Origin of the sequence: Streptomyces albicerus (assembly GCF_008905045.1) — a bacterium.
Taxonomy (GTDB): domain Bacteria; phylum Actinomycetota; class Actinomycetes; order Streptomycetales; family Streptomycetaceae; genus Streptomyces; species Streptomyces albicerus.
Map to the genome: position 1 here is coordinate 45853 of NZ_VWMY01000021.1, position 14065 is coordinate 59917.

The window sequence follows — 14065 nt, forward strand, 5'->3', positions numbered from 1 at the left end:
AACAGCCCTACGCCAGCCCCCGCCGGGCGACCGCCGGAGGACGGTGGCCCGCGATCGACGACACCATGTCCAGTACCTGACGGGTCTCGGCGACCTCGTGAACCCGGTACACCTGGGCGCCCAGCCACGCGGACACGGCGGTCGTGGCCAGAGTCCCCAGCACCCGCTCCTTGACCGGCTTGTCGAGGGTCTCGCCCACGAAGTCCTTGTTGGAGAGGGAAACGAGCACGGGCCACCCGGTATCGACCATCTCGCCGAGCCGCCGCGTGGCTTCGAGGCTGTGCCGGGTGTTCTTGCCGAAGTCGTGCCCGGGGTCGATGAGGACGGACTCGCGGGGCACACCGAGCGACACGGCCCGCTCGGCAAGCCCGAGCGTCACACGCAGGATGTCGGCCATGACGTCGTCGTAGGCGACGCGATGGGGACGAGTGCGGGGCTGCGTGCCGCCCGCATGGGTGCAGACCAGGCCCACCCCGTACCGTCCCGCGACCTCCGCGAGAAGCGGATCCACCCCACCCCACGCGTCGTTGAGCAGGTCCGCACCCACCTCGCACACGGCCTGACCGACCTCGTGCCGCCATGTGTCGACACTGATGATCACGTCGGGGAAACGGCGACGCACCTCGGCGACGAACCCGACCGTCCGCCGCGCCTCCTCCTCGGCCGAGACCTCCTCACCCGGCCCGGCCTTGACCCCACCGATGTCGATGATGGCGGCCCCTTCCGACACCGCCTGCTCCACGCGCGCGAGCGCGGGCTCGTCGCGAAAGGTGGCCCCCTGGTCGTAGAAGGAGTCCGGGGTCCGGTTCACGATCGCCATGATCACCGGCTCGTGCGCGGCGAACTCGCGCCTGCCCAGCCTGAGCATCCCCTGTGACCTCTCCCAGTAGTTGTCGCTGTTGGGCCGCCTGCGACCCTAACTGTCAGAGTCGCATGGCACGATCGGAGCCTGACACTTTCCGCGCCGACGCGACCGCGTCGGCATCAGAGCGTGGGGACCTCAGCGATGTACATGTTCTTGTTCCTGGTCGTCGCCCTCGTCGTCGTGGTCGGCGCGGTGACCCTCTCCGTGGTGGGCGGCGGCGAGAGCGGCGCCCTCCCCGAGGTCCCGCCGGAGCGCCTCCAGGACTCGCTGCCCCTGGACCGCCCGCTGCACCGCGGCGACGTGGAGGCACTGCGCTTCCCCCTCACCCTGCGCGGCTACCGCATGGCGGACGTGGACGACGCCCTGGGCCGCCTCGGCGCCGAACTGGCCGAGCGGGACGCCCGGATCGCCGACCTGGAGTCCGCGCTGGCCGGAGCGGCCCGCGCGGCCCGGGGCACGTCCCTGGAGAAGCCCTCGGAGGAGGACCACAGGTGAGCGACGCCCTGAAGGGCCCCGACGGCGCCCTGCGCTGCCCCTGGGCCCTGTCCACCGAGGACTACGTGACGTACCACGACGAGGAGTGGGGCCGTCCGGTCCACGGCGACGACGCGCTGTACGAGCGGCTGTGCCTGGAGGCCTTCCAGTCGGGTCTCTCTTGGATCACGATCCTCCGCCGCCGAGAGGGCTTCCGCACCGCCTTCGCCGGCTTCAAGATCGCCGAGGTCGCCACCTTCACGGACACCGACAAGGAGCGTCTCCTCGCCGACCCCGGGATCATCCGCAACAGAGCCAAGATCGAGGCGACGGTAGCCAACGCACGCGTACTGGCCGACTGGACCCCGGGCGAGCTGGACGAGCTGATCTGGTCGTACGCGCCCGACCCGGCCGCACGCCCGGCCCCGAAGACCCTCGCCGACGTCCCGGCGGTCACCGACGAGTCAACGGCCCTCTCCAAGGCCCTGAAGAAGCGGGGCATCCGCTTCGTGGGCCCGACAACGGCATACGCCTTGATGCAGGCGTGCGGCTTGGTGGACGACCACTTGCAGGACTGTGTGATGCGGGGCGCCACTTAGGGGCGCGGGGAACTGCGCGACCAGCCACAGCGGACCCGCACCTTCCGAGCCGACCTCCGACAGCCCCATCCAGCGAAGCGTCACCGCCCCAGGTACTTCGGCTTCTCCTTGTTCACGAACGCCTGCACCGCGATCATGTGGTCCTCAGACGCCCCAGCCCGACTCTGCAGCTCGTCCTCCTTCTCCAGCGACTCGTCCAACGAGTGGGAGAGAGCAAACGCAAGGGACTCCTTGAGCGCCGCGTACGCCAGGGTCGGCCCCTCGGCCAGCGCACGGGCCACCTTCACACCCTCGGAGGCCAGGTCCGCGGAGGGCACGACCCGGTTGGCGATCCCCAGCTCGTACGCCTCCTGGGCGCTGATGCTGCGCGGAAAGAGCAGCAGATCGGCGGCGCGCGAGGGCCCGACGACCCGAGGCAGCGTCCACGAGATCCCGGAGTCGGCGGTCAGCGCGACCCCGGCGAAGGACGTGTTGAAGGCGGCCGTGTCGGCGACGACCCGGTAATCCGCGGCGAGCGCGAAGCCGAAGCCCGCCCCGGCCGCGACGCCGTTGACCGCCGCCACCACCGGCTTCGCCGCCCCGGTCAGGGCCCGCACGATCGGGTTGTAGTGCTCCTGGACCGTGCTCATGACGCCCTCGCCGGAGCCCGACTCGCGCGCCGTCATCAGCCCGCCGATGTGTTCCTTGAGGTCCTGGCCCACACAGAACGCCCGGTCGCCGGCGGCGGTGAGCAGCACGGCCCGTACGGAATCGTCCGCCGCTGCCGCCTGTGCCGCGTCCCGGAAGGCGACCTTGGTCTCGGTGTTCATCGCGTTCATCGCCTCGGGGCGGTTCAGCGTGATCGTCGCGAGTCCGTCGCTCACCTCGTAGAGCACGGTGTCGGCCATGATGGTCCCCTCCGGTGTCGCGGCTCCGTCGTACCCGTCGGTACTCCGTCGTACCCGTCGGTACGTTCTGCGTCTGAGGACAGCATGGCGGAGATCATGAGGAGCGGCTGGGTTCGGACATGTGACCTGCGTCAAAGAATTCCGGTGCCCGAAAGTCGATGCAGCGGCGCAGTATCGCAGTCACTTCGGCGAATTGAGTGGTTTTGCTCAAGCGCGTTGCGCAAGCGATGCCGACTGATGTTGGTCATCGGGTCCTGAGATGCGGGATAATGGCTGGGAAGCAATGTGTTCGATGCCGGTGACGCGTGTCCGACGAGAGGACGCGTGCCCTTCAGTGGGGCCGTCGGCGACGATGAGCTGGTTTCAGGAAGGGGAACGAGCATGGCGGCCATGAAGCCGCGGACGGGCGATGGCCCGCTCGAGGTGACCAAGGAGGGGCGGGGCATCGTCATGCGCGTTCCGCTCGAAGGCGGCGGTCGGCTCGTCGTCGAGCTGACCCCTGACGAGGCCGACGCGCTCGGCGACGCCCTCAAAAAGGTCGTCGGCTGACGCGGAACGCGACCATACCTGTCCACTGCCCCGGCATCAAAGCGATGCCGGGGCAGTGGTTTTCCAGGGGTGCGTCATCGACGTACATGTGATGTGTTTGTGCAGGTCAGCTTGGTTTCGGCTCAGCGTTTGACCGCGCACAGCAGGCCGTCGCCGACCGGCAGCAGCGAGGGCACCAGGTCCTGGCTCTCGCGGATCGCGCGCAGCAGCTCGCGCAGCCGCAGGACCTCCGTGGGCTGCGGGCCCGACTCCACCGTCCGGCCGTTCGCGAAGACACCCTCGAAGACGACGAGGCCGCCCGGGCGCAGCAGGCGCAACGATTCAGCGAGGTAGTCGAGGCTCTCGAGACGGTCGCCGTCGCAGAAGACGAGGTCGTATCCGGCGTCCGCGAGCCGGGGCAGGACATCGAGTGCGCGGCCCGGGATGAAGCGGGCCCGATTGCTGGCGAAGCCGGAAGCGCGGAAGGCCTGCCGGGCGAACTGCTGGTGCTCCGGCTCCGGGTCCACGGTCGTCAGTACACCGTCCGGCCGCATGCCGTGCAGAAGATGAATTCCGGAGACTCCCGTTCCGGTACCGATCTCCGCGACCGCCTTGGCGTCCACGGTGGCGGCCAGCAAGCGCAGCGCGGCACCCGTGCCGGGCGAGACCGAGCGCAGCCCTGCCTCCCGGGCCCGGTCCCGGGCCCAGTGCAGTGCTTCGTCCTCGGCGACAAAGGCGTCGGCGAACGCCCAGCTCGTCAGCCGGTTGCCGGTAATGGCCCTCTCCTGTCCCCGTGGTTGCCTGGGCGTGACTGTATCCGTTGCCGCCGGGAACCCGCAGATGGGACCGGGCGTTTAGAGGGGGTGGGGAACTACGCGGGGGTAGCAGATGGATCAGGACGCCGAGCAAGTGCTGACGCAGCCATATGAGCGCGTATCAATTTCTCGTAAAACCGCTTATCCGGAGCTAACGGGCGAGGTGGCTATGGTAGGGGCTCCACTGGACACCACCAGAGCCGACAGGGGAGGTGCGGCTGCGCCTGTGGATCGGGGAGGGGTGCTTCGGCGCCTGCTCAGATCGGCGGGTGAGCCGAAATCCGTGAACAACACTGCTGACCGTTCCCACACTGCCGACTCCGCGCAGACAGCGACCTTCACGTCCGACGCGGACTCGCAGGCGTGGACTCCGCCCACCTGGGAGGAGATCGTCAGCACGCACAGCGGCCGCGTCTACCGGCTCGCCTACCGCCTGACGGGCAACCAGCACGACGCCGAGGACCTGACCCAGGAAGTCTTCGTCCGGGTCTTCCGCTCCCTGTCGACGTACACACCGGGCACGTTCGAGGGCTGGCTCCACCGCATCACCACGAACCTCTTCCTGGACATGGTCCGCCGCAAGCAGCGCATCCGCTTCGACGCCCTCGGCGACGATGCGGCCGAGCGCCTGCCCAGCCGCGAGCCCTCCCCGCAGCAGGTCTTCAACGACACGCACTTCGACGCGGACGTCCAGCAGGCCCTCGACACCCTCGCGCCCGAGTTCCGTGCCGCGGTCGTCCTCTGTGACATCGAGGGGCTTTCGTACGAGGAGATCGCCGCGACCCTGGGCGTCAAGCTCGGCACGGTCCGCAGCCGGATCCACCGCGGCCGTTCCCAGCTGCGCAAGGCCCTTGCCCACCGGTCGCCCGAGGCACGCGCCGAACGCCGCGGTTTCGCGGTCACCGGTGTGCCCGCTCTGGGAGGAGGGGGCGCGAGCGCGTGAGTGGATCACGGCTGAATCCTGCCGATCGGCCCCTTGCCGAGCAGCACCTCGGAGACCGGCTCTCCGCCCTGGTGGACGGCGAGCTCGGTCACGAGGCGCGCGAGCGCGTCCTGGCCCACCTCGCCACGTGCGCGAAATGCAAGGCCGAGGCCGACGAGCAGAGACGACTGAAGAACGTGTTCGCGGAGGTCGCCCCGCCGCCCCCCTCGGAGAGCTTCCTGGCCCGTCTCCAGGGGCTCCCCGGAGGAGGTGACTCGGACGGCGACGGCTCGTCGCTCGGCGGGGGAGGGTTCGGAGCGTCAGGAGTCTTCGGCATGAAGCCGGACTCCTTCGGTTACGTACCCTCCGGCCCCCATGCCGCCGTCCTGCCCTCGGAGCAGCGCGGGTTTCGCATCCATGACATAAGCCGGCGTGAGGCCGAGCGGTCGGCCTCACGGGGACTGCGCTTCGCGGCCGCCGCGGCCGGTGCCGTGTCGCTCGCCGCGATCGCGCTCGGCGGGGTGTCGACGGGTGTGCCGACCGACACCACGGACGCGCGCGGCGGATCCGGCACCGGAAGCAATGTGACACCGATACGGACGGCGGGCACGGGTGGTGCGACCACCCCCGACTCGCAGCGCCGCCGGTCCGTCACACCGCTCCTCGCGCAGGGACAGCGCTCCTTCGGCGGGGAGGGCGGCGCGCAGACCGAGATGTCCGCGCCGCTGCTGCCCGGGGTGCCCGCACCCGGGGCGGCGTCGCCCGTCGAGCAGAACGCTCGCTCGCTGCACACGCTGACCACCCCCGTGGTGGCCGGCGCGGCCGCCATGTCCCCGCTCATACGCCCCTTCAGCCCGGCACCACCGGTCACGCTGACCGCGTGGTCGACGGAGTCGGAGTTCGGGACACCGGGGCTGCTGGCCGTACCGCCGTCGGGCTCGTCCGCCGCACCCTCGCCTTCCTCCTCCGGCTGAACGGGCCCTCTGCGCGGCGGCCCGTGAACCTGGTTGAATCCAGGGATGGGCCGCGCCCGCCGCAGGGACCCGGGCGCGGAGTCGACAGAACCGCGGTGACCGGCGACGCGCCGTGCCGCGGGCCAGGTGTGGGGAGAGCATGGACGAGGGGAAGCCCACGAAGCCGAAGTGGTGGAGCCGGCCTCGGACCCACGTGCCGGATTCCGCTCCGGCGGACTCGGTTTCCGTGGAGGACGGCACGAGTGGGTTTCACGGGGGCGACATGGACGGCGACTTCGAGCTGGAGAAGCCCGCGGGTTCCGGCGCCGGTGCCATGAGCGGCGAGGGCGCTGTCGGCGGCGGGGCCGGTCCGAGTGCCGGTGCGAGTGCTGTTCCGGACGCCGAGGCGGATGCCGGTGCGCCCGCGAGGCCAATGCCGGGTGATGTGACCGGCGGCGTCAGCACGTCCGGTGAGCGGCCCAAGCCCCTGCACGATCCGGACCCCTACAGCACGCCGCCTTACGGCGGACCCGGTCCCTGGGCACCCGCACCGCCGGTGCAGCACCCTGGGACGACTCCCGCGCACGGTACGGCTGTCGAGGCCATGACTCCGCCACAGGACACTCCCGTGGGAGCCGGGCCCGAGGCCGCTGCCACGCAGGCGGCCCCCACGCGGGAGGCCCCCATGCAGGCGGCCCCCACACAGGGTGTCGCCGGATCGGCGTTGCCGTCCGGGTATCACCCGGCGGCGGCCCCCCTCCACGGCGGGCCCGATCACGGCACCTCCGCCTCGGCCTTCTCCGCGCCGGGGACCCAGGCCCCGGCTTCTCACCCCCAGGCGCCCGCCGCCCCCTGGCAGAATTACGACCCCTGGGCCGCGGGCCCCCTCCAGCAGAACGGGGCCGCCGCTGAGAGCGCGAGCGGCCGGCGCGGGCGGATCAAGCGGGCGCTGGTCCTCGGGGCCGTGCTCCTCGCACTCGTGTCCGGAGGCGTCGGCGGGGCCGTGGGGGCGTATCTGGAGCGCAACGGCGGGATCGACGACGTCGAGCTGCCCCAGGCCGGGACCGAGGCCAAGGAGCGGGCACCGGACAGCGTGGCCGGGATCGCAGCCAGCGCGCTGCCCAGCGTGGTGACCCTGCATGTGAGCGGCGCGGAGGCGCAGGGCACCGGCACCGGGTTCGTGCTCGACCAGCGCGGCCACATCCTCACCAACAACCACGTCGTCGACCCGGCGGGCGGCAGCGGCGAGATATCCGTGACCTTCAGTGGCGGCGAGACCGCCAAGGCCAAGCTCGTGGGGCACGACAGTGGTTACGACCTCGCCGTCGTGAAGGTGACCGGCGTCAGCGGCCTCAAGCCCCTGGCCCTCGGCAACTCCGACAACGTCCAGGTCGGCGACCCCGTCGTGGCCATCGGCGCCCCCTTCGACCTCGAGAACACCGTCACCGCCGGCATCATCAGCGCGAAAGAGCGCCCCATCACGGCGGGCGGCGAGGAAGGCGACGGCAGCGACATCTCGTATGTGGACGCGCTGCAGACGGACGCCCCGATAAACCCCGGCAACTCCGGCGGTCCGCTGGTCGACTCCAAGGCCCGCGTCATCGGCATCAACAGCGCCATCCGCTCCGCCGACAGCGGCTCCGACCTGGAGGGCGGCCAGTCCGGTTCGATAGGCCTCGGCTTCGCCATTCCGATCAACCAGGGCAAGCGCGTCGCCGAGGAGCTCATCAACACCGGCAAGGCCACCCACCCGGTGATCGGCGTGACGCTCGACATGGACTACACCGGCGACGGCGCCCGCGTCGGCACCAAGGGCAACGACGGCGGCGCCCCGGTCAACCAGGGCGGCCCCGGCGACCGGGCCGGCATCGAGCCCGGCGACGTCATCACCGAGGTCGACGGACAGCGCGTGCACTCCGGCGAGGAGCTCATCGTCAAGACCCGCGCCCACCGCCCCGGCGACCGGCTGGAGCTGACGCTGGAGCGCGACGGCAAGGAGCGGAAGGTCACCCTCGTCCTCGGCTCCGCCGACGGGGACTGACGCCGACCGAGGGCGACTGACGGAACGATTGCGCGGAGCGACTGACAGAAACTTCACAGGAAGCGGGCCGAACCCCGGCCCGATCAGGCAAACATCCCGGAAAACCTGCCGTGTACACGCGGTCGGAGACCTCCGGACAGTACCGGACAGACAGGATCGCCGGGTACCGTGGACCCGGCCCGGACCACGGAAAGACTGCCGAGGGCCGAGGACATCGCAAGGAGCTGAAGGTGTTCAATGACATAGGACCGCTCGAGCTGGTGACGCTCGTTGTCCTTGCCGTGCTCGTCTTCGGTCCGGAGAAGCTCCCGAAGATGATCCAGGACGTCACGCGCACCATTCGCAAGATCCGTGAGTTCTCGGACAGCGCCAAGCAGGACATCCGCGAGGAACTCGGCCCCGAGTTCAAGGACTTCGAGTTCGAGGACCTCAACCCCAAGACGTTCATCCGCAAGCAGATGGACAACGACGAGCTGGGGCTCAAGGAGATCCGTAACGGCTTCGACCTGAAGAAGGAGATGGCCGAGGTCACGGACGCGGTGCACAGCCGCGAGTCCGAGACGTCGTCGTCCTCCTCCTCTTCCTCCTCTGCCGGTTCCACCGGCGGCACCGTCGACATGACGAAGAAGCGCGAGAAGCTCGATCCGCCGGAGCGCCCGCCGTTCGACGCGGACGCGACCTGAGCCGAGGCCACGACGGGCCGTGACGGGCCGTGACGGGCCGAGCCACTCCGACCCGCTCTGACCCGCTCCGACCCGAGTCGGAGAGGCGTACGCCCGCGGTTCCTGCCGGGTACGCCCGCGGATTCTGCCGGGGCGGCGCGCCCGCCGTCCGGCACGCGCTTCACCCGAATCATTCGTCTCGTACGTTCGCCGTCTCCCCGTACGTCGCCTGCGTTCTGCCCGCTCACCATGGGCCGGATCCGACGCGTGCGTCACCCAGGTGCCGACCGGTTTCCGGGCTTGCCGGGGAGCTGTGGCTATCCTGCCTAGTTGTTGTGCGGACCGGAAGGACGCCCGAAGGGGGGCGGGCCGCCCGGTCCGACGAGAGCGAGGAGGCGTCCGGGCAGATGGAGACGACAAGTCGGGTAGGCGCGCAGGCGCCGGCCGCGGAGGGTGGACAACACGCCCCCTCCGGCCGGCGTACGGTCGACGGCTACCTGCTGGCGCCCTTCCCGTGGTACGGCCTCGACGAGGCCTTCACGGGGCCGCGCTGGCTGATGCAGGTCGGCGCCGCGGCCGACGGAGCCATTGAGCACGGCTCGACCGGGCACGGCGACGAACCTTCCGTACGCAGCGAGGGGACTGAGGACAAGGAGCGGTTCGCGGTGGTGGTCACCGTCGCGGCCAACCCCGTACGGCGCAGCGCCGACGGCACAGGCCTGTTGGAGGCCACCTCGGTGTCCTCCGCGGCCTGGCTCGCCGGGGTGGGGCTACTGTCCTTCACCTGGCCCGGCCAGATGGACCACACCCTGCGCGACGACTGGCTGGACCAGCAGACCGAGACGGCGTGGGTCCTCGCGGACGATCTGACCGGCGCGGACTGGTCCACCCTCTCGCTGCCCGTGGACGGCGTCCCCACGTCGTTCCACTACCGCGAGTCCGAGTTCGGGTGGGTGCTTGCGGGGTCCACGCAGGAGGGGGTCCACCTGGGCGCGTACGGGCGGGGGATGAGTGCGTACGGTCTTGGCTTCGCCGTGATCAAGGACATCAGTACGTACGCCTAGGCGGCGGGCTGAGCCGAAGGGAGGGCACCGTCGGTGACGGTGCCCTCCCTTCGTTGTATGAGGTTTGTTGGCTGCGGGTTCGTCGTGGCTGGTCGCGCCCATGCGGCGGAGCCGCAAATGTCACAGCCCCGCGCCCCTTACGGGGCGCTCAGCCTCCCCGGCGCCATAGGAGAAGGGGCGTGCTCAGCCCCTGGCACCGTGCGACAAGCCTTAGAACTTGTTCCTCGGGGTGATCCCGAGTGACATGCCCGACAAGCCCCTCTGGCGGCCGCCCAGCTTGCCCGCGATGGCGCGGAGGGCCGAGCCGGCGGGGGAGTCGGGGTCGGTCAGGACCACCGGCTTGCCCTCGTCGCCGCCCTCGCGGAGGCGGACGTCGATCGGGATCGAGCCGAGGACCGGGACCGTGGCACCCGTCGTGCGGGTCAGGCCGTCGGCAACGCTCTGGCCGCCGCCCGTGCCGAAGACGTCGACCATCTCGTCGCAGTGGGGGCAGGGGAGGCCCGACATGTTCTCGACGACGCCGACGATCTTCTGGTGGGTCTGGACGGCGATGGAGCCGGCCCGCTCGGCGACCTCGGCCGCGGCCTGCTGCGGGGTCGTGACGACCAGGATCTCCGCGTTCGGGACCAACTGGGCCACCGAGATCGCGATGTCGCCCGTGCCCGGGGGCAGGTCGAGCAGAAGGACGTCCAGGTCGCCCCAGTACACGTCCGCCAGGAACTGCTGGAGGGCGCGGTGGAGCATCGGGCCGCGCCACACGACCGGGGCGTTGCCCGGGGTGAACATGCCGATCGAGATGACCTTCACGCCGTGCGCGGACGGCGGCATGATCATGTTCTCGACCTGGGTCGGACGGCCGTCGGCGCCGAGCATGCGGGGCACGGAGTGGCCGTAGATGTCGGCGTCCACGACGCCGACCTTGAGGCCGTCGGCCGCCATCGCCGCCGCGAGGTTCACGGTCACCGAGGACTTGCCGACGCCGCCCTTGCCGGAGGCGACCGCGTAGACGCGCGTGAGCGAGCCCGGCTTGGCGAACGGCACTTCCCGCTCGCCCTGGCCGCCGCGCAGCGACGACGCGAGCTCGCGCCGCTGCTCGTCGCTCATCACGTCCAGCGTCACATCGACGTGGGTGACGCCCTCGACCGCCGAGACGGCGTCCGTCACGTTCTTCGTGATGGTCTCGCGCATCGGGCAGCCGGAGACCGTGAGGTAGACGGTGACCGCGACAGCACCGTCCGTACCGATCTCCACCGACTTGACCATTCCCAGCTCGGTGATGGGTCGATGGATCTCGGGGTCGTTCACTGTCGCCAGCGCTTCACGCACCGCGTCTTCCATAGCCATAGGGTCGATGGTACGGCGCTTCCCACCGGCCCTGGAAAGCCCGTCACCGGTCGTCTACGTCACGTCCCCGAGGACGTTCTGCCGGGAATACGACACGACCGTCCCCGTGGCCGTCGGGATACCGCTCCTCCATCTCCTTGACCAGGTCCTGGAGCTCGGAGCGGATCCAGTCACGGGTGGCGACCTCGCCGAGGCCGACGCGCAGCGCGGCGATCTCCCGGGTCAGATACTCGGTGTCCGCGATCGACCGCTCGTTCTGCTTTCGGTCCTGTTCGAGGTTGACCCGGTCGCGGTCGTCCTGCCGGTTCTGCGCGAGGAGGATCAGCGGGGCCGCGTACGAGGCCTGGAGCGAGAGCATCAGGGTCAGGAAGATGAACGGGTAGGTGTCGAAGCGCAGGTCGCGTGGTGCGGACACGTTCCACACCACCCACAGGACGACGACGACCGTCATCCCGACGATGAACCGACCCGTGCCCAGGAACCGCGCGATCCGCTCCGACAGCCGTCCGAAGGCCTCCGGGTCGTACTCGGGCAGCAGCCTGCGCCGCGGCGGCTGCGGCTGGTCGAGCCGGGTGCGCGGCCGTGTGGCGGCGGTCGCCCCGGTGGCGGCCCGTTCGCGGGCCTCGCGCTCAGGAGCCATGAGCAGCCCCCTCGTCAGAGGTGTTCTCGGCGCCCTCGGAAGCGTCCTCGTCCAGGTGGAACTCCGTCTCGCGCCAGTCCTCGGGCAGCATGTGGTCGAGCACGTCGTCCACGGTGACCGCCCCGAGCAGCGAGCCGCTCTCGTCGACGACGGGCGCCGCGACCATGTCGTACGTCGCGAAGAAGCCCGCCACGACGGGCAGTTCGGCCTTCGGGTCCAGCGGCTGCAGATCGTCGTCGAGCATCGACCCGACGAGCGTGTACGGCGGATCGCGAAGCAGCCGCTGGAAGTGGACCGCGCCGAGGTACTTGCCGGTCGGCGTCTCGTCCGGCGGACGGCACACGTACACCTGGGCGGCCAGCGCGGGGGACAGGTCGGGCTCGCGCACCCGGGCCAGCGCGTCCGCGACGGTCGCGTCGGGCCGCAGCACGATCGGCTCGGTCGTCATCAGACCGCCCGCCGTGCGCTCCTCGTACGCCATCAGCCGCCGTACGTCCGCCGCGTCGTCCGGACGCATCAGCGCCAGCAGCCGCTCCTTGTCCTCCTCCGGCAGCTCGCCGAGCAGGTCGGCCGCGTCGTCGGGGTCCATCGCCTCCAGGACGTCGGCGGCGCGCTCCTCCTTGAGTTTGCCGAGGATCTCGATCTGGTCGTCCTCGGGAAGCTCTTCCAGGACGTCGGCGAGCCGGTCGTCGTCGAGCGCCGCCGCCACCTCCGCGCGCCGTTTCGAGGACAGGTGGTGCAGGACGTTCGCGAGGTCGGCGGGACGCAGCTGCTCGAAGGTGGCGAGCAGGTTCTCGGCGCCCTGCCCGTGCTCCTCCACCGAGAACCCGGTGACGGCCGACCACTCGACGGTCAGCGTCTCGCCCTTGGCCCGCCGGAACGCGCTGCCCGCCCTGCCCTTCCGTACGAAGACCCGGTCGATCTCCCAGTCGCGGCGGGCCGGCAGCCGCTGGACGGAGACGTCGAGAACGGTGACCTCCTCGCCGGTCTCGACGAGCCGCAGGCGCCGGTCGAGCAGTTCGCCGAGCACGAGCCGCTCGGTGGGCCGCTGCTCGAAACGGCGGACGTTCAGGACGCCGGTGGTGATGACCTGTCCGGACTCGATGCCGGTCACCCGGGTCATCGGCAGAAAGATGCGGCGGCGGGTGGACAGTTCGACGACCAGGCCGAGCAGCCGAGGGGGCCGGCTCCCGACGCGCAGCATGGCGACCAGGTCGCGCACGCGGCCCACCTGGTCGCCGTTCGGGTCGAAGACGGCGATACCGGCGAGGTGCGAGACGAAGATCCTGGGGGCGCCTGCCGACATGCCCGCGCCTCCTTCGTCGTACGGGCTTCACTACGGGCGTTTTGGACTGCCATGTCCGCTCGGGTGGGCTTCAGGCTAGCCCGTCCCGGTCGGATACGCCCTGGTGAGCGGTGCGGACGGACTGACTCCGAGTGGCGTATGGGGCCCCGGTACGCTGCGGTACGCCGCTGAGGACACCCGCACGAGAGGCAGCGCCACCTGTGACTGCGATTCCCCAAGGACGTACCCGTAGGGCCGCGTTGGCCGGCGCCGTGTGCGCGCTGGTCGTGACGGGGACAGGGGTGACGGGGTGCGGCGGTGACGACCCGGACGCGGGCACGAACGGGGTGGGGAAACTGCCCCCGGCCAAGATTCAGACCCGTACCCAGTCGGCTGCCCAGGCCGCGGAGACGGTACGGCTGTCCGGAGCCGTGATCAGCAACAAGCGCACTTACAAGCTGGACATGCAGCTCAAGGACGACGGCGGCACCGGCTCGGTCACCTCGAAGGGGGTGACGTTCCAGCTGCTGCGGGTCGACGAGCACCTCTTCATCAAGGCCGACGCGGACTTCTGGACCCACCAGGACGGCCAGAGCGACGACGAGACGTCCGACACGGCGGCCGCGGGCAAGCTGGAGGACAAGTACGTGAAGGTCCCCAAGGGCGACCCCGCCTATCAGCAGCTCAGTGTCTTCACCGACAAGGACGTACTCCTCGACGGCCTCCTCTCCCTCCACGGCGAACTCGCCACCGACGGTCACCACGAACAGAACGGCATCCGCACGATTCGCCTCACCGGCGACAAGGGCTCCGGGGGCAAACTGGATGTCTCTCTCGAGGGCAAGCCGTACCCTCTGCTGCTGGTCCGCGCCGGCGGAGCGGGGACGCTCCGCTTGACCGACTGGGGTAAGGATTTTGCCCTGAAGGAGCCGGACAAGGGCGAGACGGTGGATTACGGGCAGCAGCTTCCGTCGTCCTGAGGGGGC

General features: G+C 70.4%; 15 protein-coding genes. 9 read left to right on the top strand and 6 right to left on the bottom strand.

Annotated features, from left to right (window positions below; genetic code table 11):
• Positions 1 to 7: 7 nt before the first annotated feature.
• Positions 8 to 868, bottom strand: coding sequence for a dihydropteroate synthase (folP, locus tag GAS53_RS20180; protein ID WP_151479035.1), 861 nt, complete (start codon positions 866 to 868; stop codon positions 8 to 10).
• A 138-nt stretch (positions 869 to 1006) separates the two neighbouring features.
• On the opposite strand from folP, the gene GAS53_RS20185 reads away from it, so the two are divergent.
• Together GAS53_RS20185 and GAS53_RS20190 are read left to right on the top strand one after the other, a co-directional pair.
• Positions 1007 to 1360, top strand: coding sequence for a DivIVA domain-containing protein (locus tag GAS53_RS20185; RefSeq protein WP_192583187.1), 354 nt, complete (start codon positions 1007 to 1009; stop codon positions 1358 to 1360).
• The gene (locus tag GAS53_RS20190) at positions 1357 to 1938 is read left to right on the top strand and encodes a DNA-3-methyladenine glycosylase I (protein ID WP_151479036.1); all 582 of its coding nucleotides are present in this window, start codon (positions 1357 to 1359) and stop codon (positions 1936 to 1938) included. Before GAS53_RS20185 ends, GAS53_RS20190 begins: the two co-directional genes overlap by 4 nt.
• Before the next feature lie 80 nt (positions 1939 to 2018).
• Here GAS53_RS20190 and chcB read toward each other — a convergent pair whose 3' ends face one another.
• Positions 2019 to 2825: a 2-cyclohexenylcarbonyl CoA isomerase gene (gene chcB / locus GAS53_RS20195; protein ID WP_151479037.1), complete on the bottom strand. Its 807-nt coding sequence runs from the start codon at positions 2823 to 2825 to the stop codon at positions 2019 to 2021.
• A gap of 381 nt (positions 2826 to 3206) precedes the next feature.
• Here chcB and GAS53_RS20200 point away from each other — a divergent pair, with 381 nt between their 5' ends.
• A complete protein-coding gene (locus tag GAS53_RS20200) occupies positions 3207 to 3374 on the top strand; it encodes a DUF3117 domain-containing protein (protein ID WP_003966491.1) in 168 nt (55 codons plus the stop codon).
• Positions 3375 to 3496: 122 nt separating this feature from the next.
• Here the strand turns inward: GAS53_RS20200 and GAS53_RS20205 are convergent, their stop codons facing one another.
• Entirely contained in the window at positions 3497 to 4195 is a 699-nt protein-coding gene (locus tag GAS53_RS20205; protein ID WP_318722797.1) for an O-methyltransferase, read from the bottom strand.
• 214 nt (positions 4196 to 4409) lie between these two features.
• Here GAS53_RS20205 and sigE point away from each other — a divergent pair, with 214 nt between their 5' ends.
• The 5 genes from sigE (at position 4410) to GAS53_RS20230 (ending at position 9810) form a co-directional block, all read left to right on the top strand.
• The gene (gene sigE / locus GAS53_RS20210; protein WP_151479039.1) at positions 4410 to 5111 is read left to right on the top strand and encodes an RNA polymerase sigma factor SigE; all 702 of its coding nucleotides are present in this window, start codon (positions 4410 to 4412) and stop codon (positions 5109 to 5111) included.
• The gene (locus GAS53_RS20215) at positions 5108 to 6064 is read left to right on the top strand and encodes an anti-sigma factor family protein (RefSeq protein WP_151479040.1); all 957 of its coding nucleotides are present in this window, start codon (positions 5108 to 5110) and stop codon (positions 6062 to 6064) included. Before sigE ends, GAS53_RS20215 begins: the two co-directional genes overlap by 4 nt.
• A gap of 139 nt (positions 6065 to 6203) precedes the next feature.
• Positions 6204 to 8084 (top strand): trypsin-like peptidase domain-containing protein, encoded by a 1881-nt coding sequence (locus GAS53_RS20220; RefSeq protein ID WP_151479041.1) that lies wholly within the window; start codon positions 6204 to 6206, stop codon positions 8082 to 8084.
• Between the two features lie 230 nt (positions 8085 to 8314).
• On the top strand, positions 8315 to 8767 hold the full coding sequence (locus GAS53_RS20225) for a sec-independent translocase (RefSeq protein ID WP_151479042.1): 453 nt from the start codon (positions 8315 to 8317) through the stop codon (positions 8765 to 8767).
• A gap of 386 nt (positions 8768 to 9153) precedes the next feature.
• Positions 9154 to 9810, top strand: coding sequence for a hypothetical protein (locus GAS53_RS20230; protein WP_192583188.1), 657 nt, complete (start codon positions 9154 to 9156; stop codon positions 9808 to 9810).
• A 210-nt stretch (positions 9811 to 10020) separates the two neighbouring features.
• Here the strand turns inward: GAS53_RS20230 and GAS53_RS20235 are convergent, their stop codons facing one another.
• From GAS53_RS20235 to GAS53_RS20245, 3 genes are read right to left on the bottom strand one after another with little or no spacing between them, the layout of a single operon-like run.
• A complete protein-coding gene (locus GAS53_RS20235; protein WP_151479044.1) occupies positions 10021 to 11154 on the bottom strand; it encodes an Mrp/NBP35 family ATP-binding protein in 1134 nt (377 codons plus the stop codon).
• A 43-nt stretch (positions 11155 to 11197) separates the two neighbouring features.
• Positions 11198 to 11794, bottom strand: a complete 597-nt coding sequence (locus tag GAS53_RS20240; protein WP_151479045.1) for a DUF1003 domain-containing protein — start codon at positions 11792 to 11794, stop codon at positions 11198 to 11200.
• Positions 11784 to 13100: a magnesium transporter MgtE N-terminal domain-containing protein gene (locus tag GAS53_RS20245; protein ID WP_151479046.1), complete on the bottom strand. Its 1317-nt coding sequence runs from the start codon at positions 13098 to 13100 to the stop codon at positions 11784 to 11786. The genes GAS53_RS20240 and GAS53_RS20245 overlap by 11 nt, the downstream gene beginning before the upstream one ends.
• A gap of 200 nt (positions 13101 to 13300) precedes the next feature.
• Here GAS53_RS20245 and GAS53_RS20250 point away from each other — a divergent pair, with 200 nt between their 5' ends.
• Entirely contained in the window at positions 13301 to 14059 is a 759-nt protein-coding gene (locus GAS53_RS20250) for a hypothetical protein (protein WP_192583189.1), read from the top strand.
• Positions 14060 to 14065: the final 6 nt, after the last annotated feature.

Bases quoted from the DNA above. Each gene is read 5' to 3' on its own strand.
- folP (WP_151479035.1), bottom strand. From the start codon at position 868: ATGCTCAGGCTGGGCAGGCGCGAGTTCGCCGCGCACGAGCCGGTGATC.
- GAS53_RS20185 (WP_192583187.1), top strand. From the start codon at position 1,007: ATGTACATGTTCTTGTTCCTGGTCGTCGCCCTCGTCGTCGTGGTCGGC.
- chcB (WP_151479037.1), bottom strand. From the start codon at position 2,825: ATGGCCGACACCGTGCTCTACGAGGTGAGCGACGGACTCGCGACGATC.
- GAS53_RS20200 (WP_003966491.1), top strand. From the start codon at position 3,207: ATGGCGGCCATGAAGCCGCGGACGGGCGATGGCCCGCTCGAGGTGACC.
- GAS53_RS20220 (WP_151479041.1), top strand. From the start codon at position 6,204: ATGGACGAGGGGAAGCCCACGAAGCCGAAGTGGTGGAGCCGGCCTCGG.
- GAS53_RS20230 (WP_192583188.1), top strand. From the start codon at position 9,154: ATGGAGACGACAAGTCGGGTAGGCGCGCAGGCGCCGGCCGCGGAGGGT.
- GAS53_RS20235 (WP_151479044.1), bottom strand. From the start codon at position 11,154: ATGGCTATGGAAGACGCGGTGCGTGAAGCGCTGGCGACAGTGAACGAC.
- GAS53_RS20240 (WP_151479045.1), bottom strand. From the start codon at position 11,794: ATGGCTCCTGAGCGCGAGGCCCGCGAACGGGCCGCCACCGGGGCGACC.
- GAS53_RS20245 (WP_151479046.1), bottom strand. From the start codon at position 13,100: ATGTCGGCAGGCGCCCCCAGGATCTTCGTCTCGCACCTCGCCGGTATC.